The sequence below is a fragment of the Schaalia odontolytica genome (assembly GCF_024584435.1).
Taxonomy (GTDB): Bacteria; Actinomycetota; Actinomycetes; order Actinomycetales; family Actinomycetaceae; genus Pauljensenia.
Window position 1 is genome coordinate 46,347 of record NZ_CP102197.1, and the last position, 24,369, is coordinate 70,715.

At 65.7% G+C, this 24,369-nt stretch carries 30 protein-coding genes and 2 pseudogenes; 17 read left to right on the forward strand and 15 right to left on the reverse strand.

Going from position 1 to position 24,369, the window contains the following annotated elements:
• Positions 1 to 76 precede the first annotated feature (76 nt).
• The 3 genes from NQK35_RS00170 (at position 77) to NQK35_RS00180 (ending at position 1,637) form a co-directional block, all read left to right on the forward strand.
• On the forward strand, positions 77 to 289 hold the full coding sequence (locus NQK35_RS00170) for a type II toxin-antitoxin system Phd/YefM family antitoxin (protein ID WP_003793591.1): 213 nt from the start codon (positions 77 to 79) through the stop codon (positions 287 to 289).
• 26 nt (positions 290 to 315) lie between these two features.
• Complete coding sequence (locus tag NQK35_RS00175; RefSeq protein WP_257114739.1) at positions 316 to 669, forward strand: type II toxin-antitoxin system death-on-curing family toxin; 354 nt, start codon at positions 316 to 318, stop codon at positions 667 to 669.
• Between the two features lie 98 nt (positions 670 to 767).
• Positions 768 to 1,637: a DUF2262 domain-containing protein gene (locus tag NQK35_RS00180; RefSeq protein ID WP_257114165.1), complete on the forward strand. Its 870-nt coding sequence runs from the start codon at positions 768 to 770 to the stop codon at positions 1,635 to 1,637.
• Here NQK35_RS00180 and NQK35_RS00185 read toward each other — a convergent pair.
• A complete protein-coding gene (locus NQK35_RS00185; RefSeq protein ID WP_257114166.1) occupies positions 1,634 to 2,182 on the reverse strand; it encodes a hypothetical protein in 549 nt (182 codons plus the stop codon). The genes NQK35_RS00180 and NQK35_RS00185 overlap by 4 nt on opposite strands.
• 292 nt (positions 2,183 to 2,474) lie before the next feature.
• A complete protein-coding gene (locus tag NQK35_RS00190) occupies positions 2,475 to 3,320 on the reverse strand; it encodes a class I SAM-dependent methyltransferase (RefSeq protein ID WP_257114168.1) in 846 nt (281 codons plus the stop codon).
• A gap of 107 nt (positions 3,321 to 3,427) precedes the next feature.
• Here NQK35_RS00190 and NQK35_RS00195 point away from each other — a divergent pair, with 107 nt between their 5' ends.
• From NQK35_RS00195 to NQK35_RS10645, 10 genes and pseudogenes are all read left to right on the forward strand, one after another.
• Positions 3,428 to 3,580, forward strand: a complete 153-nt coding sequence (locus NQK35_RS00195; protein WP_257114169.1) for a DUF2262 domain-containing protein — start codon at positions 3,428 to 3,430, stop codon at positions 3,578 to 3,580.
• A 258-nt stretch (positions 3,581 to 3,838) separates the two neighbouring features.
• On the forward strand, positions 3,839 to 4,633 hold the full coding sequence (locus tag NQK35_RS00200; RefSeq protein WP_257114170.1) for an SDR family NAD(P)-dependent oxidoreductase: 795 nt from the start codon (positions 3,839 to 3,841) through the stop codon (positions 4,631 to 4,633).
• A gap of 74 nt (positions 4,634 to 4,707) precedes the next feature.
• Positions 4,708 to 5,883, forward strand: a complete 1,176-nt coding sequence (locus NQK35_RS00205; RefSeq protein ID WP_257114171.1) for a low temperature requirement protein A — start codon at positions 4,708 to 4,710, stop codon at positions 5,881 to 5,883.
• Positions 5,880 to 6,866, forward strand: a complete 987-nt coding sequence (locus NQK35_RS00210) for an AraC family transcriptional regulator (RefSeq protein WP_257114172.1) — start codon at positions 5,880 to 5,882, stop codon at positions 6,864 to 6,866. The genes NQK35_RS00205 and NQK35_RS00210 overlap by 4 nt, the downstream gene beginning before the upstream one ends.
• A 175-nt stretch (positions 6,867 to 7,041) precedes the next feature.
• Positions 7,042 to 7,635, forward strand: coding sequence for a TetR/AcrR family transcriptional regulator (locus tag NQK35_RS00215; protein ID WP_048742360.1), 594 nt, complete (start codon positions 7,042 to 7,044; stop codon positions 7,633 to 7,635).
• Positions 7,632 to 8,087 (forward strand): hypothetical protein, encoded by a 456-nt coding sequence (locus NQK35_RS00220; RefSeq protein WP_048742358.1) that lies wholly within the window; start codon positions 7,632 to 7,634, stop codon positions 8,085 to 8,087. The genes NQK35_RS00215 and NQK35_RS00220 overlap by 4 nt, the downstream gene beginning before the upstream one ends.
• 205 nt (positions 8,088 to 8,292) lie before the next feature.
• Positions 8,293 to 8,682, forward strand: a pseudogene (locus NQK35_RS00225) (DUF3290 family protein).
• Position 8,683: 1 nt separating this feature from the next.
• Positions 8,684 to 9,397 carry a DUF421 domain-containing protein gene (locus NQK35_RS00230; protein WP_257114173.1) on the forward strand — a complete coding sequence of 238 codons (714 nt, stop codon included), beginning with the start codon at positions 8,684 to 8,686 and terminating at the stop codon, positions 9,395 to 9,397.
• 53 nt (positions 9,398 to 9,450) lie between these two features.
• Positions 9,451 to 11,010 carry an MFS transporter gene (locus tag NQK35_RS00235; RefSeq protein ID WP_257114174.1) on the forward strand — a complete coding sequence of 520 codons (1,560 nt, stop codon included), beginning with the start codon at positions 9,451 to 9,453 and terminating at the stop codon, positions 11,008 to 11,010.
• A 202-nt stretch (positions 11,011 to 11,212) separates the two neighbouring features.
• Positions 11,213 to 11,569, forward strand: coding sequence for a ClbS/DfsB family four-helix bundle protein (locus NQK35_RS10645; RefSeq protein WP_257114740.1), 357 nt, complete (start codon positions 11,213 to 11,215; stop codon positions 11,567 to 11,569).
• A 70-nt stretch (positions 11,570 to 11,639) separates the two neighbouring features.
• Here NQK35_RS10645 and NQK35_RS00245 read toward each other — a convergent pair whose 3' ends face one another.
• From NQK35_RS00245 to NQK35_RS00260, 4 genes are all read right to left on the reverse strand, one after another.
• A complete protein-coding gene (locus NQK35_RS00245) occupies positions 11,640 to 12,065 on the reverse strand; it encodes an SRPBCC family protein (RefSeq protein ID WP_009212353.1) in 426 nt (141 codons plus the stop codon).
• An 80-nt stretch (positions 12,066 to 12,145) separates the two neighbouring features.
• Positions 12,146 to 13,063: a DNA repair protein RadC gene (locus NQK35_RS00250; RefSeq protein ID WP_257114175.1), complete on the reverse strand. Its 918-nt coding sequence runs from the start codon at positions 13,061 to 13,063 to the stop codon at positions 12,146 to 12,148.
• A 292-nt stretch (positions 13,064 to 13,355) separates the two neighbouring features.
• Positions 13,356 to 13,685: a nuclear transport factor 2 family protein gene (locus NQK35_RS00255; protein WP_257114177.1), complete on the reverse strand. Its 330-nt coding sequence runs from the start codon at positions 13,683 to 13,685 to the stop codon at positions 13,356 to 13,358.
• 92 nt (positions 13,686 to 13,777) lie between these two features.
• Positions 13,778 to 14,293, reverse strand: coding sequence for a pyridoxamine 5'-phosphate oxidase family protein (locus NQK35_RS00260; protein WP_257114178.1), 516 nt, complete (start codon positions 14,291 to 14,293; stop codon positions 13,778 to 13,780).
• A gap of 184 nt (positions 14,294 to 14,477) precedes the next feature.
• Between NQK35_RS00260 and NQK35_RS00265 the strand changes: the two genes are divergently transcribed.
• Both NQK35_RS00265 and NQK35_RS00270 read left to right on the forward strand, forming a co-directional pair.
• Positions 14,478 to 15,287, forward strand: coding sequence for a class I SAM-dependent methyltransferase (locus tag NQK35_RS00265; protein WP_034232098.1), 810 nt, complete (start codon positions 14,478 to 14,480; stop codon positions 15,285 to 15,287).
• A gap of 125 nt (positions 15,288 to 15,412) precedes the next feature.
• Positions 15,413 to 15,958 (forward strand): GNAT family N-acetyltransferase, encoded by a 546-nt coding sequence (locus NQK35_RS00270; RefSeq protein ID WP_009212348.1) that lies wholly within the window; start codon positions 15,413 to 15,415, stop codon positions 15,956 to 15,958.
• Between the two features lie 40 nt (positions 15,959 to 15,998).
• Here the strand turns inward: NQK35_RS00270 and NQK35_RS00275 are convergent, their stop codons facing one another.
• The 9 genes from NQK35_RS00275 to NQK35_RS00315 form a co-directional block, all read right to left on the reverse strand.
• Positions 15,999 to 16,283 carry a TfoX/Sxy family protein gene (locus tag NQK35_RS00275; protein ID WP_257114179.1) on the reverse strand — a complete coding sequence of 95 codons (285 nt, stop codon included), beginning with the start codon at positions 16,281 to 16,283 and terminating at the stop codon, positions 15,999 to 16,001.
• Between the two features lie 15 nt (positions 16,284 to 16,298).
• Entirely contained in the window at positions 16,299 to 16,931 is a 633-nt protein-coding gene (locus tag NQK35_RS00280) for a GyrI-like domain-containing protein (RefSeq protein WP_257114180.1), read from the reverse strand.
• 45 nt (positions 16,932 to 16,976) lie between these two features.
• The gene (locus NQK35_RS00285) at positions 16,977 to 18,098 is read right to left on the reverse strand and encodes an ADP-ribosylglycohydrolase family protein (RefSeq protein WP_257114181.1); all 1,122 of its coding nucleotides are present in this window, start codon (positions 18,096 to 18,098) and stop codon (positions 16,977 to 16,979) included.
• A gap of 21 nt (positions 18,099 to 18,119) precedes the next feature.
• Positions 18,120 to 18,935: a TetR/AcrR family transcriptional regulator gene (locus NQK35_RS00290; protein WP_257114182.1), complete on the reverse strand. Its 816-nt coding sequence runs from the start codon at positions 18,933 to 18,935 to the stop codon at positions 18,120 to 18,122.
• Positions 18,936 to 19,108: 173 nt separating this feature from the next.
• Complete coding sequence (locus NQK35_RS00295; RefSeq protein WP_009212343.1) at positions 19,109 to 20,095, reverse strand: alpha/beta hydrolase; 987 nt, start codon at positions 20,093 to 20,095, stop codon at positions 19,109 to 19,111.
• A 44-nt stretch (positions 20,096 to 20,139) separates the two neighbouring features.
• Positions 20,140 to 20,355 carry a hypothetical protein gene (locus NQK35_RS00300; RefSeq protein ID WP_009212342.1) on the reverse strand — a complete coding sequence of 72 codons (216 nt, stop codon included), beginning with the start codon at positions 20,353 to 20,355 and terminating at the stop codon, positions 20,140 to 20,142.
• Between the two features lie 10 nt (positions 20,356 to 20,365).
• Complete coding sequence (locus NQK35_RS00305; protein WP_009212341.1) at positions 20,366 to 21,121, reverse strand: ABC transporter permease; 756 nt, start codon at positions 21,119 to 21,121, stop codon at positions 20,366 to 20,368.
• Positions 21,114 to 22,043, reverse strand: coding sequence for an ABC transporter ATP-binding protein (locus tag NQK35_RS00310; RefSeq protein ID WP_009212340.1), 930 nt, complete (start codon positions 22,041 to 22,043; stop codon positions 21,114 to 21,116). Before NQK35_RS00310 ends, NQK35_RS00305 begins: the two co-directional genes overlap by 8 nt.
• Positions 22,044 to 22,214: 171 nt before the next feature.
• Entirely contained in the window at positions 22,215 to 23,588 is a 1,374-nt protein-coding gene (locus NQK35_RS00315) for a replication-associated recombination protein A (protein ID WP_009212339.1), read from the reverse strand.
• A 314-nt stretch (positions 23,589 to 23,902) separates the two neighbouring features.
• Here NQK35_RS00315 and NQK35_RS00320 point away from each other — a divergent pair.
• Positions 23,903 to 23,947 (forward strand): annotated as a pseudogene (locus NQK35_RS00320) (hypothetical protein); the annotation flags it as partial.
• A 9-nt stretch (positions 23,948 to 23,956) separates the two neighbouring features.
• Positions 23,957 to 24,364 carry a helix-turn-helix domain-containing protein gene (locus NQK35_RS00325; RefSeq protein ID WP_257114183.1) on the forward strand — a complete coding sequence of 136 codons (408 nt, stop codon included), beginning with the start codon at positions 23,957 to 23,959 and terminating at the stop codon, positions 24,362 to 24,364.
• Positions 24,365 to 24,369: the final 5 nt, after the last annotated feature.

A 24,369-nucleotide genomic window follows, 5' to 3' on the forward strand; every position in this document is an offset into this window, starting at 1 on the left:
TCGGGAGTGGCCAGTCGCTTGATCTGAGTCTAGGTTCTGACCATAATTATGGTCAGGATCGAAAGGGGTAGGTAGCATGTCGACACTGACTATGGGGCTCGCCGAGGCGAAGAACAACTTTTCGCGAGTGACAGCAGAGGTGAATAGGACGGGGAAGCCTGTCACGATCCTCAAGAACAACAGGCCTTGGGTGGTCATTCAACCGGCGCAGCAGTCTGAGAGTGCTGTCGATGTTGCTGTTGACTTCATGGATGCCTACGCGGACGTGTTTGAAGAGCTTGCGAAGTGAACGCTTTCGCGTTTTCGCGGGACGATGTGTGTGCCATCCATTCAGCTGCGATTGCTCGCTTCGGTGGCTTGGATGCTGTGCGAGACGAGGGGATGTTGGCCTCGGCTCTCGCCCAACCCTTCCAGACCTTTGGGGGTGAGGAGCTCTACCCAAGTGCAGTCGAGAAAGCGTGTCGGTACGCTGTTGGGATTATTTCGGGGCATCCCTTCCTGGATGGAAACAAGCGAACTGGCGCTGCTCTGTTAGGCACGTATCTCAGGATGTGTGGTGTTGGTTTTACGCCTGACCATGCGGAGTTCCTTTCAGCCATGCTGGGGGTAGCTGATGGGTCTATGAGTTACGAGCAACTCGTGGACTGGGTGAGAATCGTCGTTGGGTAATCGCCTACGGTTTTGTGTTGGTGATTCAGTGATGGAACATTCCGTGGAGTAGGGTTCGCCGTCGCGACTTAGCAGTGGTTGATCAAGGAGGACAACACGTGGATCTACTGGAATACATGCGTTCACAAAACGGCATGACTCAGGAAGAATGGGAACGTACCTTTGAGGACGAGGCCACGGAGATCCTCGTTCTGCTTGCCGGCGGGCGGGGGGCGAGTAAGAGGAACGGATTCTGGGAGGTCGCGCACTACTTCATCGCGTATGTGGATTGCCAGACCGGCGCACTGCACGCGGGGGAGGGCCGGATCGTCTATCCCGTTAGCGATGAGGAGCACGATGCTGGAGGCATCCTCGACCGTTTCGGTCAAGAGATGATCTATCGCGTGAAGGCGCGTAAGGAGGTCCCTCAGGAAGTTCCCGAGGGTGTTGCCGCCTCCGTGCAGAACCACTTCCTGATCGTCGAGGTTCTCGAAGAGGAACCCCCGTGCCCCGTCCTGGAGGAGGTCCTGGCCGAATATCGCCAGCCGGTGGTGGTGGCCGACGAGGAGCTGGGCGAGCTCACCCTCGACAAGGACTACGACGTGTTCGAAGGCCATGTCCTGTGGCAGGGTGAGCAGATCGACGTGTCACTTGAGGTCGATGCGGCGAGCGAGGACACCTGGACCGCAGCTGTGCAGGCAATGAGACGGATGGTGGCCGATCAGGCCGCGTGGGACCGGGATATGCGGGCGTTCGCCGCGCGAGAGCTGACGCAGCTCGCGTGCGAGTGGCGCGAATCTGCCGACGAGGAGGTCCCCGAGATAACGGAAGGGAGCTTTGCGCGCCGAATCGAGCTGCGCAGCATCGCGATGGACGCCGAGGGTTCATTTTCCGCCTACTTCGATGACGACGATATGTTCTTTGGGCACTGCGTCGTGGTGTATGGAACTGTCGCGGATGGGGTGGCCTCGGTGGAAATGGCGGGTTAGGCATCCTGCGCGTTGGCCGGAGCAGTGCTATCGAGTCGACGCAGGAGCACGTACAGCCAGATAGCTGCGACAAGGTCTGCGATAGGAACGGCGTGCATCTTCCTGAGTCTTTTTGCTGTTGCTGATGGGATTGTCTGTTCGGCCGGTAGGCGTTTTGTTGCGGCAAACCCATGGAAGGATGACACGATCATCAAGAAGTAGACTCCCGCGTCCAGAGGAAGAATGAGGAAAATCATCAGCAAGCCGCTTACGTTGCCGTGGGAGCTATCTAGCGGAACGATGATCGTGAGAATGAGCATGATGAGGAAGATGGGGAGGAGAGCAAGTTTGATGACGAGGCCCCAAAATGCGAGTACGCGTGGAGCAACCTTGTCTTGAGAGTGGAGCACAGTCAGGGCGCTGAAACAAGTGGCGATGAGTAGTGCGACGATCCACGGGCCTGGCGAGAGCAGCGGCTGGATGGGGAGGTTGAGGTCGAAGCGCCATCCTGCGTAGACCATGGCGATGAAGAAGAGGGGTGCGGCGACGCGTGCAACTCTGTCCATGTGCAGCTTTCCTCATAGGGTTTCATTGACTCGCGATGACTTTAGCATCCCTCTCCTGTGACGAGGCCTGCCCCGCCAAGCAGGGTAGGCCTCGCTAGTGCGCGTCGAGCCGCTACCGAAATAGTCGGCGCACTGTCACGTCATACTCACGCGCTGGTGTGAGTGTTACTTCGGACCCTCCATGGTGCACCTCGGAGGGACTCGCGCAGTAATCGCACAGCCAGGCTTTCCAATGTTTGAGTGTTCTATAACTTGTCTGGCCCTCGCAAGCCTAAGTCCACTTTGCGCGCTTTCAGTTTTTGTGTGCGGTGATCGCGAACTGAAGGGGCAGACGTTCGGGATGCTCGCGAAGGTGCCAGGCTCCAGCGGAATCTTGTTCCATGAGTTCGGGCCACGGGCACCACGCTGCGCGCGGGGTCTCTTCGAGTTCATCGATCACCAACCCTGCGTTGATGAGAGCGGTGACGATCTGTCCAAGGGAGTGATTCCACTGGTGATTTGTCGTGTGAGTAATCCGTGGTGCATTGGGCGAATCCACGTAGCTTGAATCGTCATCCCATGTCAGCGGCGTATCTTGCTCAAAGTATGGCTGCTCGATCTTGAGTCCGTCGGAAATGTCGTCCCCGATTGTCATGAACATCGGGTGGTCATCGCGAATGAAGAAAGTGCCACCTGGCTTGAGTAGGGAAGCGATGACACGTGCCCACTGAGCAATATCGGGCAGCCAGCACAGAACGCCGATCGAGGTGTACACCAGATCGAAGGTGCCGGACACTGCTTGACGCGCGTCGTACACGTTCGCGTGAACAAACTCCACGTCAGCGCCCGCGCGTTCGGCGATGCTGCGCGCGTGGGCAAGCGAGGCCTTGGACAGATCGAGGCCAATGATGCGCGAGGCCCCGCGGCGCGCAAACCCGATCGTGTCCGTTCCGACGTGGCACTGCAGGTGGATGACATCCTTGCCGGTGAGGTCGCCGAATCGTTCGATATCTTGGGCCAATTCGGCGCTTATGGCGGTCGGGTCCTCGAGAAGGCGCTGGTAGTCGCAGTAGTTGCCAGCCATGTGCAGCTCGGCGCGGTCGTCCCAGTTGTGCTCGTTATTGGAAAACCACTGCGCTTGTCTGCTTGTGTCAGTCATTTGGTTATTCTACGCCGGTGGGGTGTCGGGGAGTTGCGCCTGCCGAGGCCTCGGCAGTGGCTTTGCGTGCCTTGTCCGCCCTGCACAGCTGCAGGTACAGGGCAAAAGTGGAAAAGAAGTCCGCGGCGACGAAGAAGTGGAGCGCTATGTGGATCGCGCTGCGTAGCATCGCGATGGACGCCGACGGTGCGTTCTCCGCCTACTTCGATGACGACGACATGTTCTTCGGGCACTGCGTCACCGTGTACGGAACCCTGTAGGACGGGGTGACGGCGGCGAACATGGAGGGATGAGCACCCAACGCTGCGCGAGGTGCGATCGCGGGGGCGTTTTTGCTGATCAGAGCGTTGAGGCTCGCACTGAAGGGGCTTGATGACGCACGGCACGTATGGCGTGAATTGATAGTTCAATGGCGCGATAGGCGCTCGCGGTGGCGCGTTTTGAGGGATAGATTGATGGTCGTCAACAACGGAAGCCGTGCAGATGAGTGCGGCAATCAACAGAGTGAAGGAATAGCCATGAAGAACAGCGCGCTGATCACCGGCTCCTACGGCGGCCTCGGTACCTGCTTCGTCAACATCCACGCCGCCACGGGCGGTGACCTGATCCTCGTGGGGCGCAGCCAGTCCAAGCTCGACGCCCAGGCGGCCGAGGTGGCCGCCAAGTATGGCGTCGAGGCCGTGACCATCGCCGTCGATCTCTCCCAGCCCGAGGCTGCCCAGACCATCTACGACACGTGCAAGGCCAATGGCTGGAACCCGGACATCATCATCAACAACGCGGGCTTCGGCGGTCAGGGCGACTTCGCCCGTGAGCGCACGATGGAACAGGACCTGTCCATGATCGCCGTGAACGTCGAGGCACCCACCCGCATCCTCAAGCTCTTCCTGCCCGACATGATCGCGCGCGGAAGCGGCAAGGTCCTCAACGTCTCCTCGACGGCCGCCGCCATGCCCGGCCCCCTCCAGGCCGTCTACTACGCGACGAAGGCCTACGTCACCAGCTGGTCTAACGCCCTGTGGCGTGAACTCGAGGGAACCGGAGTGACCGTCACGGCGCTCATGCCCGGCGCGATGCGCACCGGCTTCGCGGCCTCTGGCGACCTTGGAGACACCAAGCTCTTCGCCAACGCCGTCGACCCGACGGCCGTCGCCCAGGCCGGATATGACGGGATGCTGGCTGGCAGGCTCAACGTGACCAGCGGCCTGCCCGGATGGCAGCGCCCCATGATGGCCCTGGCGCCCCTGTTCCCCAAGAAGACCATGCTGAACTTCGTCTACGACCAGCAGGTCGCAGGAAGCGCGAACAAGTAAGCTCAACGAAGATCTCAAGGGTGCCCGCCGCGTGACGGATCGCGTGTCGGGCTTCCTTCCGTAAACGGTGGCTCATGGAAGGCATACGCATGCGCAGGCTCGCATTTCGTCCCGCGATGGGTGTCTCGAACATTGAGTTGTTCTACGACCTCATCTTCGTCTACTGCATCAGCGTCATCACGAGCCTGATGCACAACCCCGAGGGTGGATTCTTCGGCGTGGAGACCTACGCCCTGTACGCGGTCGACATGCTGACGATCCTGCAGGTCTGGTTCTTCACGACGTTCCTGCAGAACCGCTACGGGGACGGCGGCGCGTTCGACAACGTGTGTCTGTTCATCAACATGTTCCTCATGTTCTTCATGGCCGGGTGCGTGGGTGAGGGGTGGCGGAACTCCATGCTCACGTGGAACCTCGTGTGGGCGTTCGTACTCATCGACCTGGCTGTGCATTGGGGGATCAAGCGGGTGCGCTACACGAACCTGAGTGACGACGACAAGCGCTTCATGAACCGGACGATCCTCGTGCTCGCTGTCCAGGCCGCCATCGTCCTCGTCGCCGCGTTTGTTCCCTGGGAGATTGGCCAGTGGCTCTCTCTCGTTGCGTTCGCCTTCGGGTGGCTCGCTTTCGTGCGCGGGCATCGCCTCGCGGGTACCGCGGTACGCTTCGATCACCTTTTTGAGCGCTGCTCCCTCCTCGCCATCGTCACCTTCGGTGAGATGATCGTCGGAATCGCCGGCACGATCAGCGGCGGCTCGGACGTGATCGCATCGATGCTCGTCTTCGCGCTCGTCGTCGGTCTCTTCCTCGTCTACTTCTTCCACTACGATCGCATGCTCGACCACGAGCGTCAGGACGTCGGCATCGGCTTCATGGTCCTGACGGCCGGGCTCGTGTTCGTCATCAGTAACGTCACGGTCGCCCTGGAATACCTGCCTGAACATGAGGTTTCCGTCGCTCCGAAGAGCATCTACCTGGCGGTGGGGCTGTGCGCATACCTTGCCCTGTCGCTCGTCCTGTTCCACTACAACAAGACTCCATTCCGACTGAGTGGCCTCGTCCTTGCGAGTCGGATCATCGCCTGCCTGCTGATCGCAGGAGTCGCCCTGATTCCCGGAGCCGACACCCTGACGACCCTCGCATGTGATGCCCTCATCGTCGTGTGGGGCGCGCTAGCGGTGGAGTACGCGTCGTACAGGAAGCGACGCGAGCTGGTCGGCGGGGGTCGGGGCCCTGAGGAGGCGGCGTGAAGCACTTCGTTCTTGATGGAAACTATGGGCGCGCCCTCGGCGGGTTCGGTATTGATGTCGGTGAGGTGCTACGCAAGGCGGGCCTGCCCGAGGATGCGTTGTGCCGCCCGGCCCCCACGATGACGGCTGAGCAGTACTACGCCTTCGTGGAGGCGGTTGGAGAGCTCGCCGGGCGTGAGGACGCCGCCGTCGCGCTGGCCAGTGCCGACGGGGTGGAGCAGCTCAGCCCGCCGATCTTCGCCTCGTTCTGCGCGCGCGATGGACGGGCTTGCATCGAGCGGCTCGCCCGCTACAAGCCCCTCATTGGCCCCATGGAGTTCATCCTGAAGGACGACAATGGATCGCTGACGGTTCAGCTGGCGTGCCCCGAGCGCGAGAGGGCCATGCCTGCGTTCCTCGTGCAGTGCGAGATCGCGTTCCTCGTCAACGTGCTGCGTGCCGCCACGAAGCGCGACATCAGCCCCGTCGGCGTGATGATGCGTCATCCTCCCGAAGGGACATGGTTCGAGGAGTTTCTCGGCTGTGAGGTCCGCGAGGGGGTGCGCGATGAGGTGACCTTCGCCGATGCTGATCTCGCCGTGCCCTTCTTCAGCAGGAACGATGCGATGTGGGGCTACTTCGAGCCCGAGCTGGGACGCCGGCTCAGCGAACTCGACGTCGATGAGGGCATGTCCGCTCGCGTGCGCAGCGCCCTTGTCGAGGCGCTGCCCGCGGGTGAGGTCGGAATCGACGAGACGGCCCGTCGGCTCGGTCAGTCGAAGCGTACCCTGCAGCGCAGACTCGGCGAGGAGGGGACCACCTTCCAGAAGCAGCTGAACCACGTTCGTGAGCTGTTGGCCAAGCGCTACCTGACCACGACCTCGATGCGCACGGACGAGATCGCGTTCATGCTGGGATACGTCGAGCACAACAGCTTCCTGCGGGCCTTCAGCTCGTGGACTGGCCTGAGTCCGAGCGAGTACCGCAAGCGGCACGATTCCTAGCGCTCCAGGAGCGCTGTCTGGGTCAGTCGGCTGTCATCCGGACTAGCGACGAGGCCGTGGGTGATTCGGTCCGTGTGCGACGTCATGGGAAGTGGCCGCTCCTCGTTGGAAGGGCACGTCTATACTGAACACTGTTCATTATGGGTTGTTGCAGCTCGCAAGACAGTAGGGATGAATGCCCAAGCAAGTGATCGACCGGGAAAGCCTGGTCAGCCAGGCCTACGCCATCGCCTCACGCGACGGCATCTCGTCGCTCTCCGTGCGCAAGCTCGCCTCCGCCTGTGGGATCGCCGTCGGGTCGGTCTACGGCTACTTTCCGACGAAGGCAGACCTGACGGCCGCGGTGCTCACCCGATTCTTCGAGGAGAACCTCTCCGAAGAGCTGTGCGTCGTGCGCCCCGGCGAACGCTTCACCTCCTACGTGAGGCGGTTTCGTGAGGCCCTCAGCTCCGCGCGTGCCGACATGAGCGTCGACTGGTTTACGCAGATGCGGCGCCTGCCGAGCGCTGAGCACGAGGCGCTCGAGGCCGTACGCGCCCCCATGCTCGCCCACATTGAACGCGGACTGATCCGTGTCCTCAATGCGGACGAGGCCGTGGAGCACGCCCGCCTCGTCGGTTCTCTGAGTGCTGAAAGGCTGTGCCGCTACGTGCTGCGCGCCATCTTCGCGTCCCTCATGGACAGTGACGAGTGCGAGACGCTCGTCGCGCTCCTCGACGCCTCCCTCTACCCGTACCCGACGCCCATCAACGAGAAGGATGCCCGATGAGCCGTTTGCACGTGAAGAAACAGTCCCTGATTGCCGTCGCCGGCATCGTCTGGCTACTCGCTGGACTGAATGTCGCCCAACTCGGGGTGCGCGCGGCCATCGGCATGCGCGGCGTCGCAGCGATCATTCTCCTCGCCCTCGTCGGCGGCGCGGCCGCAATCTTTAGCGCCTTCCACCCGATGTTTTCCAAGCTCGTCAAGAAGAACGCCCAGCGCATCGCCGACCTGGAGGGGGAACGTCACCTAGTCTTTCGCTTCTTCGACCGCAAGAGCTACATCATGATGGCGCTCATGATGTCCTTCGGTATTGGGATGCGCGCCGCCGGACTCTTCCCCGGCTGGTTCATTGCTTTCTTCTACACGGGCCTGGGCCTTGCTCTCGCGCTCGCGGGCGCCAGCTACATCATGCGCGGCGTGCGGGGACGAGCTTGGGTGTTCCACGGGAGCAAGTGAGAGTCTCCGCATCGCGGCCGCGTGGGCGCGGGCGGCAGCGAGTGAGTGTGGCATCTGCTTGATACGCGCAACCCTGAGAGTGCGAGGAATCGAGCGCTGATACACTGGGCGCGCTTTTCCCGATTGGCACACTGAAGGCACAGCCGTGGACTTCTACACCCTTGACTACGTCGTCTCCCACCAAAGCACCGAATCGACCCAGCGCGTGGCCGCAATCATCATCCTGCTCCTGGTTGCGCTGGTCTTCAGTGTCCTGTACCTGCGTGACAAGGCGCGGACCCGATGGCGAGATGCCGGGGTCGGTCTCCTCGTTCTCTCCCTCGTGCTGCTTGGGATTCAGACCGAGCAGTACCTCCAGGTGAGCAACCAGCTCTCCCAGTCCTAGCGTCTCGTCCGCTTCGTGGAAGGCGTTGCCACGGACCATGGGGTGTCAACCAGCGAGATTCTGGTGAACTCGACCTCCCTGCAAGACGGGATCATCGTGCGTTTCAACGAGGAGGACTACCTGGTCCACCTGGGCGACGACAACAACTCCTACACCCTCGAGCGGACCCACATCATCGACCACAACGTTTACGTGAACGGGAAGCACTGACATGGATTTCTACACGCTGACGGCCATCAAGTTCGCACTGGGAATCCTCATGATGATCTTCCAGATCAACATCCTCGGCAAGCGCGACTTCTCGCTCAACACCCCGCTCAACCAGGTGCAGAACTACGTGCTGGGCGGCATTATCGGCGGCGTCATCTACAATTCGTCGATCACGCTGCTGCAATTCCTCATCATCATCCTCATCTGGTCGCTCGTCGTGATCGCCACGAAGCTCCTCATCGATTACAGCAAGATCTTCAAGCGGCTCACCGCCTGTCAGCCCGAGCTGATCATCCGCGACGGGCGGGTGGACATCGCGCGCTGCGCGAAGGTCGGGCTCACGGCGCAGAGCCTCAGCAGAAGCCTGCGCGACCAGGGAATCTCCAGCATCGGAGACGTCGAGACTGCCGTCATGGAAACCAACGGAACCCTCACGCTTCGGTTGCGCGGTGACAAGAGCAGGCGCTCGCTCCTCCCACTCGTGAGCGACGGGCAGTTCATCTCCGACGGGCTGGTACTCGCGGGCAAGGATTCGGCGTGGGTGAAGGCGCAGCTCAAGGAACAGGGGTACTCCTCGGTCAAGCAGGTCTTCCTGGCCGAGCTGGTCGACGGAAGCCTCGAAGTCGTCCCCTTCGCCACCTCGGCCAAAGCCGCCAAGCGTGGGGCGCCGCAGCCAACAGACCCGAAGGCACTCGATGGGGCGACTGATCGCTGAGACTCAGCGGCATCTCGGCGTCAACGAGTCCTACACTGCAACATGAGCGCGGAGTGCAGGAACGTACAGAGGAGATGGTCCGCATGCCCGCAGGGGATTGCGACAGCCGCGAGGCGCGGGGCGGGAACGAGGCGAAACGGGCCTGGCGGGCACTGGGGGGCTTGTGCCTGGGAACATTCGTGTGTTTCACCAACACGACCGCGTTCAACATCGCCCTCCCCGCCATCTCGGTCTCGCTGGGGGCCGGCCAGGTCGAGCAGCAGTGGATGGTCTCGGCTTACAACCTGGTCTTCGGGGCGTTCATGCTGCTCGCGGGTTCCCTGGGCGACAGGTGGGGCGTCAAGCGGACGCTCCTGGTCGGCGCCAGCGCCTTCGCGGCCGCCTCCGCTGCGGGCGTCCTCGCGACGAGCTCCGTGACCACTATCGTCGCACGGGGAGTCATGGGGTTCGGCGCGGGCTTCTCCATCACTATGACGCTCGCCCTCATTACGCGCCTGTTCGAATCCGACGGGCAAGTCCTCGCCCTCACGGTGAACGCCGTCGCGATGACCCTCGGAGCCCCCTTCGGCCTGGTGCTCGGCGGCGTGCTCGTCAACTTCGCCGACTGGCGCGCCATCTTCGTGTTCGACCTGGTGGCGTTCCTCATCGTCGTGCTCCTCGATATCCTCCTGCTGCCCGGCGACCGCAGCCAGACCGGGGGAACGACCGGGGCGCGCGCCCCGCTGCCCCTCGTGTCGGCGCTGCTCGCCCTCGCCGGCCTCGCCCTGGTCTCGGCCGGTCTCATCAACGCGCAGATCTCCGCCGCCTCACCGAACTCCTGGGGGCCGATGGTGGCTGGCGCCCTGGTGATCACCCTGTTCGTCCGCCGCGACACCCGCTCGTCGAATCCGCTGGCCGAACTCGGTCTGCTGCGCATCCCCTCCTTCGCCGCCGGCTCGTTGTCCCTGCTCGCGCTCAACGTCGCGGTTTCGGGCATCATGTTTGTGCTTCCCGCCTATGTCGAGACCGCGCTGGGCAACAGTGCCCTGGTGGGGGCGCTCATGCTCATGCCCATGGTCGCCGCCGCCATGGTGGGCGCCGCCATCACCGGGAAAGCCTCGGACCGGTTGGGGAAGAGGCGCGCCTGCGTGGCCAGCCTCGTCCTCATCGCCCTCGGGCTGGCCGTCATGGCCGCGTCGACGGCGGTCGCGGGATACCCGCTCATGGTCGTGGGCCAGTGCGCCTGCGGCCTGGGCATGGCAATGGGTCTGCCCGTCATGCAGGGGTGGGCGATGGAGCGGGTTCCGGACCGGCGACGAGGCGGTGGATCCGCGCTCGTCTCCACTTTCCAGCAACTCGGGTGCCTCATCGGGATCGGGGCGCTCGGATCGCTCGTCGGCTCGTCGTACGCGGCGGCGTGCCGGGGAACCGCCGCCGAGGGGTTCGCGTCCGTTTCCCTCGCGTTCGAGGCCGCCGGCACGCAAAGCGCCTCGCAGGCGCAGGCGGTCCGCGCCGCAGCGAGCGGCGCCTATGCCCACGCGGTCCTCGTGGCGTTCTGCGGGGCTGCCGTGGTGCTCCTATTGAGCGCGGCGCTCACCGCTTATCGATCACGATCCGATGCGGGTGAGCGGTGAGCCGAGAGCCGAGAGCCGGTGGGAGACACGCGCGACCGACGAGTAAGAACGAGCTGATCACCGCATCCGCACGCGGGTACGGGAAGCTCATGGAGTTTGCTGCCTCCATGACCGAAGGCGAACTGGCGGCCCCTTCGACTTCTCCGCCGACAAGGGCCGGAAGGAGGCGCACTGGAGCCGGGACAAGAACCTGCGCGACGTCCTGGCTCACCTCCACGAGTGGCACCGGCTCCTCCTGGACTGGGTGGGTGCCAACGAGGTCGGGGAGAAGCGGCCATTCCTGCCCGAACCCTACACGTGGCGGACCTACGGCGACATGAACGTCGCCCTGTGGCGCAAGCATCAGGACACGCCCCTGGACCTGCTGGATCAGTCCCACAGTGCGGTCATGGCCCTGGCGGAGGGGTTCTCCGACGAGGACCTGTTCGACAGGGGACGATTCGACTGGACGGGGACCACGACGCTCGGCTCCTACTTTGTGAGCGCCACGAGTTCCCACTACGACTGGGCGCTTAAGAAGCTCCGCGCCCACCGAAGGGCGTGCGCGAGGCGCGACTAGCCGAGGGCCGCGGTGCATGCCGCGACAGCGCGCGGCACAGGAGTCCGAGCGGCTCGCCAGCCCCCGCGACTCACGCCCCGGCCTCGCCGTAGCGGCGGCGCAACTCCGCGCGCAGATCCCTGAAGTATCGGGCCTGGTATGAGCGCAGGAACAGCCTGGCAACCCATCGGGGGACGAACCTGCCCCGCACGTCCACGTCCTCCGTGAAGCTCAGGCGGCACCCGGATCCCGCCGGGATGAACACGCCTCGCCAGCATCCCTCCAGGGTATCCCCGTCGATGGAGAACTCCCAGAGTCGTTCCTCCTGCCGACGCACGGTCGTGAAACGAATGGGCTTGCCGCCTTTGGGATACTCCACGAAGTCGCGCTCGCCGGCCCTCTCGCATCGCTCCAGGTCCGAACGCCACCGCCACTGATCGACGTCGGTGACGATCCGCCACACCTGGGATACCGACCAGGGCAGGTCGGCCTCGTGAATCACGCGAACTCGCGTCATCGCTCCCCACCGTCCTTCTTCACACGGGAGTTACGGTGCCGGATGTGTCTGCCGCCTCCCCGTCGCGAGGCGCTGCCCGGTCACCCTCTCAGGATACACAGTTCCCTGAAGCGGTCGTCCAGTTCAGCGATCCTCCCCAGTGTGTCTGCCAAGGCGAGGTTGTCCTCCGTCAGGTTGTGCAGGTGCGCCTGCCCGAACAGGGAGGCGATCCGCTCCTTGAGCTCCGCCCGCTCCGGGTCGTGGTCGGCCAGGAATCGGGCAGCGTAGAGGCTCCTCGCCGCGGCCAAGCGGAAACTGAAGTACTGGTGCATCTGCTTTTGCTGCTGGCTCATGCCGTTGCGTCGGATGGCCTCGGCGTAGGCGCGGATGACGCCCTGCTCGCCCGCGTCGTAACGCTTCCTCATGATCGAGGATACCTCCCGGTAGACCTCCTCCTGCGTAGGTTCCCTTACCCGCGTGAAGGCGCCCCACATGGAGAACGACCCGCGCCTGTAGGAGATTGCCCGTGCTTCCCAGGCCTTTGCGAAGTCCTGGAACTCCATGCTCATGTAGGGGAAACCCGCCGGATCATGCAGATGTACGCGACCGCCGTCGAGACCGAGAACGCACACGAAGTGGTCGACCCCGCCCAGGCCGTGAAAGTTCGGGTTGTAGGTGAGCAGCCCCATGTCCAGGGGGCCCGCCACCACGGGGCCGCTCTCCAGCATGCGGGCGAGGCGATCGCGGACCTCGGTGAGGTCGGTCGTAGGTCCTTCGACGAAGAAGTCCTCCCACGCGAAGCCAAGCATGCGCAGGCAGTTGCTGATGGACACGTCGGGCTCCCCGTTGTCGAAGAAAACGAGCGGATGCCGAGGGTCGTCTTTCATGATGCTCGCACCGTTGCCCATCACCATGAGCGCCTCCAGGTACTCGGGACGCACGTCGACACCGACGGAGTCCAGGGCCATCGCCAGGGAGTTGGTGTAGCACAGCGACACGTCTCCGAAGTACATGCTCATGCGTTCTCCTCGCTATGTGGGCGTATCTGAATCAACCTGCGCGCGACGACTCCCAGGCCGGGACAGCGCAAGCCGCGCCTTTCGTCCCTCCTATGAGACTGCGTGTGCGGGGCAGGTGGGGGAGGAGCGGTCGGTGCTCACTGCCCTCCCCCGACGATAACGGAGAGAAAAAATCCCGTCAACACAACGAAAAATCATTCTTGTCGGGACTGTCTCCGGCGACCGAGAATCCCGCGTTCCGAGAGCCGCCGATGCCCCGATGTGAGGGCGGTCGCGTTGCTCGTCGCCTTCCTCACCCTAGGAGGAACTCGTGCTCGCGCCGGATCAGGCCGTCTTCGACGTCGAACACCTCGAACGACCTCATCCCGGAGTCGTCGACCAGCAGGACGACGATGCGGCGTCCGTCGGCGGCTTCGTGCGCCTCCTCCACGCGGAAGTGTGCATCGGACGCCGCGTAGGCGTCCCGGATTGTCCGCAGGTACTCCTCGACCCCTTGGATCGTCCTGTTTTCCTCGCCGTGCAGGTGCCACACCACGTCCGGGTGCAAGAATGCCCTGTACGTTTCCCAGTCCCGCTCGTTCTCGGCCCGGAAGAAGCGGGCGAGCGTTTCCGCCGCCTTCACGGGCGCCCCTTAGGGGTCCGCGTCCGCGGGCTCGCCCCTGAAGCCGCGTTCACGGGCGCCTCCTCAAGGCCAGATCCACCGGCGCCACCCTCTCAGAGGTCGACGTGCTGACGAGCGGAGAACCCGCGTTCCTTGAGCCTGCCGCTGACGTAGTCGTAGCGAGTGGGGGTCACCTTGATGATGTTCATGACGAAGGGCAGCCCGCGCAGCCGTTCCACCGGGATGCCGCGCAACCGGCAAGCACGCTCGTACTCCTCGCCGAAGGGCTCGAGCACCTCGGCCGTGCCCGTCACCTGCAATCCGGCGAGCGTGTCGAAGGAGATGTCGTCGTCGTGGATCGCCAGGCACACGTTGCTGTTCTCCCGCAACGCCCGGAACTTCAGGCCCCCCTCGCTGACGATCCAGAAGGCCCCCTCGGCGTGGACGTATTCGACGGTCGTGTTGCGCACGATCCCAGCGCCCGCCGTGGCCAGCGCGCAGATCTTGTGGCGGCCGAGGAACTCCTCGATCTCGGCGATCAGCTCGCCCTCGGGCATGCGCGCCTCGCCGGCCTCCTGGTCGAGCCAGCGCCTCGCCGCCGCCTCCCAGTCGATTGCGCTTCCATCCATGGGTCCTCTCCCTTCGGGGTCGGGGTCCGCGCCGCACGGGCCCTCCCCACCAGCATAGGCCGGGTCAATGGCGCTTCGGGCGCCCGTGGGAGAGGGGTGCTGGGACCTCGGTGCCTTGAAAGGCGGCGGCCGACGGTGTTCCCTGTGAACAGCCCGATCCGAAGACCCGAAAGAGGTGGCCGCCGTGGCCGAGCTGAGCGAGCTGTCGAAGACCCTGTACATTCCACTCGTGGGGCGCATCTACGCGTCCAGGCACTACCCGTCGATGATCCACGATCCCAAGGCCCTCGGCCTGGAGTCCTCCCTTCCTGCGGATGCGGCCACGATGAATCGCGGGCAGAACGAGTACACCATGGTGTCGAGCGTCGCGCGCTCGGTCAACATGGACCGGCGGATCCGGGGGTTCCTTGCGGCGCGCCCCGACGCGGCGGTCGTCAACGCCGGATGCGGACTGGAGACGGCGTACTGGCGCTGCGACAACGGGCGCGCACGCTGGTTCGAGCTCGACCTGCCCGAGGTCATCAGCGTGCGCGGCGAACTCCTGCCGCCCGGCCAGCGGCAGGTCCTGATCCCGGGGGACATGTTCGACTACTCGTGGATCGACCGGGTGAAGGAGTTCGGTGAGCGCCCCACCATCGTCGTCGTCTCCGGGGTCTTCTACTACTTCGACGAGGACCGGGTCGTCGATTTCATCAACCATCTCGCCGCCTTCGACGAGGCGCGGGTGGTCTTCGACTCGACCTCCTCGAAGGGACTGAAGCTCTCGCAGGCGTACGTCAAGCGCATGAAGAACGACTCGGCCATGCGGTTCTCCATCGACGACCCCCGTGAGTTCGTCGGCAGGCTCACAGGCGGGGCGCGCCTCGTCGAACACGTGCCCTACTACCGCGACATTGAGCGACGAGGAGTGGGGCTTATCCCCCGGGCGTACATGCGCGTCTCCGACATGTTCCACATGGTGTCCATGACCACTATCAGCGTCCGGGAGCCGTGAGCGGCCTGGCCCTACGGGCCGCCAGGAGTCCTCGGGAGCGCGGTCGGATCAGGCCGGCAGGTGCGCCGCGGGGAGCCCGCTGCGCCGCAAGGAGCCCTGCAACCAGGGAGACAAGGAGTCCGACGATGAGGTACGCCGAAACGGTGGCATTGAAGGGCGGGGCGGAGCTCCTCGTGAGGAACGCCGTCGCCTCGGACGCCCGGGCGCTGCGCGAGACCATGCGCCGCACGCATTCGGAGACCGACTACCTACTGTCCTACCCGGACGAGCAGAACGCCGACGAGGAACAGGGGGCGCGCCTCCTGGAAGGGACGGAACACAGCGGCAACGAGGTCGAGCTCGTCGCCATGATCGACGGGCGGATCGTGGGAACCGCGGGAGTCACAGCGGTGGGCGGCAGGCGCAAGGTGAGGCACCGGGCGCGATTCGGGATCAGCGTGCTGAAGGAGCACTGGGGGATGGGGATCGGCCGGGTGCTGATGGAGGCGTGCATTGACTGCGCCCGGCGGGCGGGTTACGCCCAGCTCGAGCTCGAAGTGGTGGCGGACAATGAACGGGCGGTGTCCCTTTACCGGCGCGCGGGGTTCGAGGAGTACGGGCGCAACCCCCGGGGCTACCGGTCCTCGTCCGCGGGGTTCCAGGAACTGGTGCACATGAGGCTGGAACTGTAGTGCCCCGAAGGCGGTCCCGGTCCCCCGGGCCGCCAGGGGCTCACAGTTCGGCGCGCACCCGCTCCACCAGGTCCGCCAGCGCGTCGCGGTCCTCCACATCGACCAGGCGCATGGGCTTCGCCCCGGGGTAGGGGCTGCACTGGACCGTCAGGGCGGCGGACGAGGCGGGGGTCTCCTTGAGCAGGAACCGGTCGTCGTAGACTCCCCCGAACAGCGTGCCGCGCGCGTAGAGCAGGTATTCGCCCATCATCGCGCGGTGGGTGACGCCCTCGACCCGCCCGAGCAGGTCGAGGACGTGGGCCAGGTACTCCGGTGTCGAGGCCATGACGGCTCCTGCCCCTCAGACGGCTTTGATCGGATGGCGCACGACGGTCCGCAGCTTCTCGGGCGCGACCTTGCGGGCGTCGCCCAAGTAGATCTCGTGGTGGTGGCGCTCGTCGGTGATGTCGAGCGCGTAGCCCTGGGCCTCCATGTGCGCGTGCATGGCCTCAACGGTCGCGGGCTCGTCGTCGTAGGGGCCCACGTGCATGCACTGCACGCACAGGCCCTCGTCGTAGGGCAGGAATTCGACCTCGCTGAAGTCGCCGCCCTTCTTCGAGGCCGCCTCGGCCTTCGCCCACTCCACTTCCTGCGCCGTCGCGAAGTCGGGCAGGCGGATGAGGGAGATCCAGTCGAAGTCCTCCTTGTGGGCGTAATCCACATCGTGCGGGTCCTGCTGCCACCAGAAGCCCTCCAGGGGCGGCACCACGAAGTCGAAGTACCCGTCGACGCGGTGGGTGCCCTTCTTCGACATCTTGATGGCGTAGGCGACGCCGTAGAGCAGTTCGATGGCGCGCTTGTACGCGCCGCCCTCGGCGTTGGGGTCGCCGTGCCCGCGCACCGCCAGGTAGTTCATCGGCGGCACCGTGACGATGCCGGGCCGCTTCGGCGGCACGTAGAGCTCCTTGTGCTCCTTCTTGAAGTCGAAGGCCATGACTGCTCTCCTCCTGCGTCGGTCGGTCCGCCGGGCCCCTCCATCTTACCGGCCCCGTTTCCACTCCACGTAGTCCATCGGGGGCAGGTACTTGTGCTCCCACACGCCGTCCGGGGAGGGGCAGTACTCGGTGATCGGACATCCCGTGAAGAGGTCGTCGGCGAGGGCGAGGACCACGTCCGCCAGCTCCAAGCGCTCCGTGTAGCGCCTCGGGATCCCCGCCAGGCCCAGGCGCGCGCCGACGATATTGCCCGCGATGGCCCCCGTTGAGTCGCTGTCCCCCGAATGGTTCACGGCTGAGACGACCGTCCCCTCGAAGTCGTCCTCGTGGCGCAGCGCGCACAGGAGCGCGATGGCGAGCGCTTCCTCGGCCACCCACCCCTCGCCCAGTTGGTGGATCGCCTCCACGTCCGGTGCGGTGCTGTCCGCCAGGCGCAGCACGAGGCGCATCAGCTCCTGCAGTTCCCCCACCCGGCGCGCGCCCGGGTGCGCCTCGGGCAGGATGGCGAGCGCCTGCTCGGCGGCCCCGCGCACGGAGTCCGCCTCCCCGTGGGCGAGGGCGCTCACGATGTGGGCGAAGACCCCGGCGGGCAGCCACCCCAGTTCGTGGCCGTGCGTGAGCGCCGCCAGCTGCGCCCCCAGGCGCTGCACGGCGGCGCCGTCGGCCCCCCGGGGGCCGGCGAGCAGACCCGCGGGCGCGACGCGCATGATCCCGCCGCACCCCTTGGAGTCGTTGATCGGCTCCTCCGGGGTGCCGTGCGCTCCCACCGCGCAGGCCGACAGGCAGGTCGCCCCGGGGGCGCGCGGCACGAAGAGCTCGGGCAGGGCCGAGATCCAGGCGCTGTGGTCGGCGAGGGGGTAGGGCTCCGTCTGCGTGCGCGACCACTCCACGTAGAAACCGGACACGTAGTCGCGCAGGGGCCCCAGAATGCCCCGGAGGCGGCCCCGGGTGACCGCGTGGAGCAGGCCGTTGGCGGTGTACAGGGTCATCTGGGTGTCGTCCGAGAAGGGCGCCAGCCCCCGGTCGTCGAGCTGGTAGTCGCGGATGCCGCCCGCCCCGTAGCGGGCCGCTATCTGGTCCTCGCGCGAGAACTCGACCGCGTACCCGAGCGCGTCCCCGGCCGCCCCGCCGATCAGGCAGCCGCGGTAGTTGTCGATGTTGCTCATGTGCCCCTCCTTGGCAGCGGTTCAGCGCCAGCCCCGCAGCAGGGCGTCCAGGCCCCTCTCGAACTGGGCGGTGAAGTCCCATTCCCCGTCCATCACCTGGCCGATGAGGCCCCGGAGCACAGACAGGTCGTCGGCTGGCAGGCTCGCGATGGCCGCAGTGATGCTTTCGTCGGAGGTCTCATCCGGGCCGCCGCCCACAGGGGGGACGACTTCCGCTGCGGCGAAACCCGTGGTGTACACCGAGACCGCCGTGATGATGGCGAGCATGTCGATGGGGGGCGCGAAGCTGGCGTTGGACAGACGGACCATGACTTTGGCCAGCAGGGTGAGCTGCTCGGGCGTCGAGATGGGGTGGGTGAGCAGCAGGACCACGGCCTCGGGGTGCTGGAGGAGAGTGTCGTGGAGCGCCGTGGCGTACTGGCGCACGTACCAGCGCCAGTCCTCACCCTGCTCGCCGACGAGGCCCGGACCGCTTCCCGGGGACGACTGGTTCTCCGTGGCCGGTTCCCCGCCCGCGCCCGGCTGGTCCCGGCCCTCCGGCCGACCGTTCTCCTCCTGTTCCCCCTTCGCCCCAGACTGGTCGTCCGCTTCCGGTTCTTCCTCAACAGCCGATAGGAAGCGGTCGAAGGTGAGCCTCCACACCTCCTCGGACACCCCTTCGAGCAGGGCGGCTTTGTCGGGCACATACCGGTAGAAGGCCGTCTGGGACACGCCCAGGCGCTTACCGAGGGCGCGCAGGGACAGGGCGGCCAGGCCCGCCTCGTCGACGAGCGCGAGCGCCGCGGAAAAGATCCTCTCCCTCGTGAGAGTCCGCGCTCTGGGCGCGCCACCGGGCATGGCCCCTCCTCCCTGGCTCCGCGTGGGGGCTTCAGTCCTTCTTAACCGCGAATCGTAGCACCGCCGGGCGAAGGGGCTGGGCCGCCCTGCGCGCCACGTCGCGACTGCGCTCCACCTCGCCGCTGGTTTCGGCGCCGCCCCGTGCGCGGCGCCCGCCAGGGGCCGGTGGACGCTCAGGCCAGGTGTTCGGCGAAGAACGAGGTGAGCGCGTCCCAGGGGATGGCGCCGCGCCCACCACCGTCGTAGAGGTCGCAGTGGCTCGCCCCAGGGACCAGAAGGAACCGCTTGTTGTCCGGGTTCACCCCGCCCTTCACCTTCGCGAAGGCGTCCCGGCCCATGTAGAGGGAGTGGGCGTCCTCGCCGTGCATGATCAGGACCGCGTTCTCGATCTCATCCGTGTAGTACAGGAACCGCGCGTTGGCGTAGCTGGCGCTGACGACGGCCCAGCCGTCGTTGGAGTAGAGCGAGCGGGGGTGGTAGCAGCGCGGCGTCTTGTAGTAGGCGTGGTAGTCCTTGGCGAACTGCGGAGCGTCGTCGGGCATGGGGTCCGCGACGCCGCCGGTGAGCGCCTGCTCGCCGGAGAGGCGGTCGGCCGTACGTTGGGCGGCGACCAGTTTGCGCGAGGCGATGCGAGTGGCGGCGTCATCCGCCGAGTCGTTGTAGCCGTTGCCGGAGATGCGGCACAAGTCGTACATCGTGGACGCGAGCGTCGCCTTGATCCGGGGGTCGGCGGCCGCCGCGTTGAGCGCGATGCCACCCCATCCGCAGATCCCGATGATGCCGACCCGGTCCCCATCGACGTCCTCGCGGCAGACCAGGTAGTCGACGGCGCTGAGGAAGTCCTCGGTGTTGATGTCCGGGGAACTCATGTAGCGGGGTGCGCCGCCGGACTCGCCGGTGAAGGACGGATCGAAGGCGATGGTGAGGAAGCCCCGTTCGGCCATGGTCTGAGCGTAGAGCCCGCTTGCCTGCTCCTTGACGGCCCCGAAAGGGCCGCTGACGGCGATGGCGGGGAGCGCGCCCTCGGCGTTCCTCGGCTTGTATAAGTCGGCCGCCAGAGTGATGCCGAAGTTCGTGGTGAACGTGACCTTCTCATGGGTGACGTGGTCGCTCTTGGGGAAGGTCTTGTCCCATTCATGTGCGGGGGCTTGCTGGCTCATTGGTCCTCCTGAGTTGTTGTCTCGGTCGTGGCCGTGGTCCGCGCTCACGCGAGCGCGATGGCGAGGTCTTGGCGGCTGTCGGCCCGCGCTGCCACGGCCCGGTCCTCGTCAGCGCCCGTGAAGGCGCCGATCATGTTGGTGCCGGGATAGGCGCTCGCGTTCATATGATAGGGCGCGAGGCGCGGTTGGCACAGCCAGTAGGCGGAGTCGCCGATCATAGGGTCGTTCGCGTACGCCTCGCCGCTCAGGTCGAGTCCCACGGTCGGGCCCTCAGTCCTTCTTCACGGCCAAGCGCGCCATCGCCAGGGCGGCCAGGCCGGTGAAGAACAGCGAGAGGACGCCGACGGCCGGGAGGACGCCGGCGACGCCCGCGCCGTCCAGGCTCACCGAGTGGATCGCGTCGATCGCCCAGTACGCGGGGGAGAAGCGCGCGGCGCGCTGCGCCCAGTCGGGCAGGCTCGACACCGTGCAGAACGCCCCGCCGATCCCGGCGGCCAGCATCCCGATGATATTGGACAAGGAGAGCGCGAGTTCCTGCGAGGGGGCCCACAGTGCGATCGCGACGCCGAGCGCGGCCAGGACCGCGGAGAAGGCGAGCACCGCCAGTAGGAGCGCGATCACCGACCCCTTCGGCCTGTACCCGAAGGCGAGGGCGCCCAGGACCAGGACGGCGAGGACCTGGACGAACTGCAGCAGGTAGGCGACCAGGGCCTTGCCGGTGAGGACGACGCCCCTCGGGGTGGCCGAGACCGCGAGCCTGGGCCACGTCCCCCACATGCGCTCGTTGATGAAGGAGTTGATGATGATCTGCACGGAGAGGAACGAGAAGAGCACCGCCATCGAGGGCACCGCCTGCTCCACCCCGGTCGCGTCCGCGTACCCGTCCGCCACGAGCATGGATTTGAAGGCGGGGCTCATGAAGGGGATGAATATCAGGGGGATGGCCGTCAGGATCAGAGTGGAGGCGGGGTCCGTGAGCTGGAGGCGGATGTTGAGCCGGATGACGGCTGAGAGTTTCTTAAGCATTGTCCTGTTCTTCCTCTCCGACGATTGCGAGGTAGGCGCTCTGCAGGCCCGCTTGGCCTATGCGCACGTCCTCGAGGCGGTTGCCCCTCAGTTCGGGTGAGGCCAGAGCATCGGCGATGAGCGCACCGGGGTTGGGGATGTCCCCCTCCCGGCGCAGCCACCGGTCCTCGTTCCGCCACCCGTCCATGGGCCTCGGGTTGCGGGCGAACCCCAGGGCGATGGAGGCGCGGGAGTGGTCCGCGACGACGCGCTCGAGCGTGCCGGACACAACAATCCGCCCGCCTTCGAGGATGGCGATGTCCGCGCCGAGCTCCTCGAACTCGGCGAGGTAGTGCGAGGTGTAGACGACGGCGGCGCCCGCCTCTGCGAGCGAGCGCACGGCCCGCAGGATCCGGCTGCGCGCCTCCACGTCCGCTCCGACTGTCGGCTCGTCCATGAAGACCACCTCCGGCTCGTGCATGATCGCCATCCCGGCGTGCAGCCTGCGCCTTTGGCCGCCGGACAGGTGCTTCGCCCGCTTGGAGCACTGCTCCTCCAGGCCGAGCAGCTCCATGACCTCCGCGGTCCTCGTGCGCGCGCGCTTGCGGGACAGGCCCTGGAGCTGCCCGTAGAACGAGAGGTTCTGGGCGACGGTGAGGTCGGGGTAGACGCCCAGGTCCTGCGGGGCGTAGCCGATGTGCTGGCCGACCCGCTCCTTGGCGGGGTCCGCGCCGCACACGGACACCGTCCCCGAGTCGGCGCCCCTCAGCCCGCACATGATCTCGATGAGGGTCGACTTCCCGGCGCCGTTGCGCCCGAGGAGGCCGAGCACCTGTCCCCGCGCGACGTCGAGGTCGACTCCGCGCAGCACCTCGTGGTCCCCGTAGCTCTTGCGCACGGCGCGCAACCGCAGCGCCGGTGCGCCCGATTCTGATCCAGGCATGTCCGCTCCTTCATTGGTTAACAGTGTTAACTTCGCTGACGACTGCAAGGTTAACAGTGTTAACTCATGGGTGCAAGCCCGGGCCGCGCGGTGGTGGGAATACTGCCCCCGCCCCGTGGGGGCGCTGCGGTCGGCGCGCGGGACCGGGGCGGTGGAAGGGCCGGCGGACCCCTACGCCTCTTCGTCGTCCGCCGAGGCGTCCGGGGTCGCGGCCCGCGCCTGTTCGCGCAGGCGCTTCAGCCATTCCAGGCGCTCCTTGAAGCGCCTCTCGTTGCCCTCCTCGGTGGGCCGGTAGTACTCGGCGCCCGCGAGCGAGTCGGGCAGGCACCGCATGTCGGCGGCCACCTTGTCGGCCTCGTAGTGCGCCAGCCTGTACCCCTGCCCGTATCCCAGGTCCTTCATGAGGCGGGTCGGGGCGTTGCGGATGGCGAGGGGGACGGGGTCGGCCTGGGTTCGCAGCGCGTCCTTCCTCGCCCGCCCATAGGCGATGTAGGAGCTGTTCGACTTCGGCGCCAGCGACAGGTAGATGACGGCCTCGGCCAGGTGGACCGAGCACTCGGGCATCCCGATGAAGTGGCAGGCGTGGAAGGCGTTGACCGCGACGTTGAGCGCGTTCGTGTCGGCAAGCCCGATGTCTTCCGAGGCGAAACGCGTGATGCGCCGCGCCACGTACAGGGGGTCCTCGCCTCCCTCGAGCATGCGCGCCAGCCAGTACACGGCGGCGTCGGGGTCCGAGTTGCGCATCGACTTGTGCAGGGCCGAAATGATGTTGTAGTGCTCCTCGCCGTCCTTGTCGTAGAGGAGGCTCTTGCGCGAGGTGCACTGCTCGACCGTCTCTGCGGTGACCGTGGTCGCCCCGCCGTCCTCGTCGCCGTTGAGGACCGCCATCTCCAAAGTGGACAGGGCCACGCGCGCGTCGCCGTCGGCGAAGGTGGCGATCGCGCGCAGCAGGTCGTCCTCGATGCGCACGTCCTGGTTGCCGAAGCCCCTGGGGTCGGTGAGGGCTCGGCGCATCAAGCCAACCAGGTCCTCCTCGGTCAGGCCGTTCAGGACGAAGACCTTGCAGCGCGACAGGAGAGCGTTGTTCACCTCGAAGGACGGGTTCTCGGTGGTCGCGCCGATGAGGATGATCGCCCCCTTCTCGACGAAGGGGAGGAACGCGTCCTGCTGGGCCTTGTTGAAGCGGTGAATCTCGTCGACGAAGACGATCGTGCGGCTGCCCATGGACGCCTGCGCGTCCGCCTGCTTCATGACCTCGCGGATCTCTTTGATGCCGCTGGTGACCGCGGAAAAGTCGATGAACGAGGCGTGGGTGTGGCGGGCGATCACGCGCGCCAGGGTGGTCTTGCCGACCCCGGGAGGCCCCCAGAAGATCATCGAGGGCGTGCGGTCGGCCTCGATCATGGAGCGCAGGGCCTTGCCCGGCCCGATCTGGTGGGACTGGCCCACCACCTCGTCGAGGGAGGTGGGGCGCATCCGGTCGGCCAGGGGCCGCGTGTCCTCGCCGGAGTCCTCGAACAGTGAGTGTTGCTGGCCTGGCTTCATGGGTGAGCCCTCCTGGTGGTGTCACGAATCCCGTTCCTGAACCTCAGCGTAAGACGAGGCGCCCTCATCTGCGTCCCGCCGATCGCCACCCACACGCCCCCACTCGATTACCGCCTCTGGCGGTATAGTTGTGGCGGTAATAGGGGGGGTGGTCATGGCCTGCGAGCCGTCGTTCGAACGCACTGACGTTATCGATGCGCTCTGCATGGAGATCGCGGAGCTGGTCGGTATGCTCTTGCCGCAGGCTCCGCTGTCGACCAGCCCCACGCTGCGCAGGGAGCTTCGGATCCGCATGATCTACTCCTCGCTGGTGCATCTTCCACTTCGAGTTCGAGTTCTGCCACCCCTTTTCAGATGGGAATGGCCGGATGGGACGGCTCTGGCACACGCTGCTGTTGTCGCGGTGGCGCCCGGTGCTGGCCTGGGTGCCCATCGAGTCCGCGATCAGGAGGCGGCAGGCTGGATACTACGAGGCCTTGGCTCGCTCCGGCGCGGTCGGCTCGTGCGAGGATTTCGTGGAGTTCATGCTCGAAGCAATCAGGGAAGCCATACTTCCGTACGCGCGGCCAGTGAGTGCAGCGGACGCGGAGCGCGCCCGCGCGCTTGATTTCCTGAGCGATAACTCGCGCTCCACCGTCGCTCAACTCGCGCAGCACCTCGGCTGCTCGAAGAGAAGCGCTGAGCGCATCGTCGCGCGGTTCAAGGAAGGAAGAAGGCGTGCTCGAGCGTCAGGGGAGTCCTCGTTCGGGTTCGTGGACTGTCCACGTCGACCATAATTCGG

Excerpts from the sequence above, each read along its gene's own strand:
- NQK35_RS00170 (WP_003793591.1), top strand. The coding sequence starts at position 77 with ATGTCGACACTGACTATGGGGCTCGCCGAGGCGAAGAACAACTTTTCG.
- NQK35_RS00185 (WP_257114166.1), bottom strand. The coding sequence starts at position 2,182 with ATGGACAGAGTTGCACGCGTCGCCGCACCCCTCTTCTTCATCGCCATG.
- NQK35_RS00190 (WP_257114168.1), bottom strand. The coding sequence starts at position 3,320 with ATGACTGACACAAGCAGACAAGCGCAGTGGTTTTCCAATAACGAGCAC.
- NQK35_RS00200 (WP_257114170.1), top strand. The coding sequence starts at position 3,839 with ATGAAGAACAGCGCGCTGATCACCGGCTCCTACGGCGGCCTCGGTACC.
- NQK35_RS00205 (WP_257114171.1), top strand. The coding sequence starts at position 4,708 with ATGGAAGGCATACGCATGCGCAGGCTCGCATTTCGTCCCGCGATGGGT.
- NQK35_RS00215 (WP_048742360.1), top strand. The coding sequence starts at position 7,042 with ATGCCCAAGCAAGTGATCGACCGGGAAAGCCTGGTCAGCCAGGCCTAC.
- NQK35_RS00220 (WP_048742358.1), top strand. The coding sequence starts at position 7,632 with ATGAGCCGTTTGCACGTGAAGAAACAGTCCCTGATTGCCGTCGCCGGC.
- NQK35_RS00230 (WP_257114173.1), top strand. The coding sequence starts at position 8,684 with ATGGATTTCTACACGCTGACGGCCATCAAGTTCGCACTGGGAATCCTC.
- NQK35_RS00245 (WP_009212353.1), bottom strand. The coding sequence starts at position 12,065 with ATGACGCGAGTTCGCGTGATTCACGAGGCCGACCTGCCCTGGTCGGTA.
- NQK35_RS00250 (WP_257114175.1), bottom strand. The coding sequence starts at position 13,063 with ATGAGCATGTACTTCGGAGACGTGTCGCTGTGCTACACCAACTCCCTG.
- NQK35_RS00260 (WP_257114178.1), bottom strand. The coding sequence starts at position 14,293 with ATGGATGGAAGCGCAATCGACTGGGAGGCGGCGGCGAGGCGCTGGCTC.
- NQK35_RS00270 (WP_009212348.1), top strand. The coding sequence starts at position 15,413 with ATGAGGTACGCCGAAACGGTGGCATTGAAGGGCGGGGCGGAGCTCCTC.
- NQK35_RS00275 (WP_257114179.1), bottom strand. The coding sequence starts at position 16,283 with ATGGCCTCGACACCGGAGTACCTGGCCCACGTCCTCGACCTGCTCGGG.
- NQK35_RS00280 (WP_257114180.1), bottom strand. The coding sequence starts at position 16,931 with ATGGCCTTCGACTTCAAGAAGGAGCACAAGGAGCTCTACGTGCCGCCG.
- NQK35_RS00285 (WP_257114181.1), bottom strand. The coding sequence starts at position 18,098 with ATGAGCAACATCGACAACTACCGCGGCTGCCTGATCGGCGGGGCGGCC.
- NQK35_RS00290 (WP_257114182.1), bottom strand. The coding sequence starts at position 18,935 with ATGCCCGGTGGCGCGCCCAGAGCGCGGACTCTCACGAGGGAGAGGATC.
- NQK35_RS00295 (WP_009212343.1), bottom strand. The coding sequence starts at position 20,095 with ATGAGCCAGCAAGCCCCCGCACATGAATGGGACAAGACCTTCCCCAAG.
- NQK35_RS00305 (WP_009212341.1), bottom strand. The coding sequence starts at position 21,121 with ATGCTTAAGAAACTCTCAGCCGTCATCCGGCTCAACATCCGCCTCCAG.
- NQK35_RS00310 (WP_009212340.1), bottom strand. The coding sequence starts at position 22,043 with ATGCCTGGATCAGAATCGGGCGCACCGGCGCTGCGGTTGCGCGCCGTG.
- NQK35_RS00315 (WP_009212339.1), bottom strand. The coding sequence starts at position 23,588 with ATGAAGCCAGGCCAGCAACACTCACTGTTCGAGGACTCCGGCGAGGAC.
- NQK35_RS00325 (WP_257114183.1), top strand. The coding sequence starts at position 23,957 with ATGGGACGGCTCTGGCACACGCTGCTGTTGTCGCGGTGGCGCCCGGTG.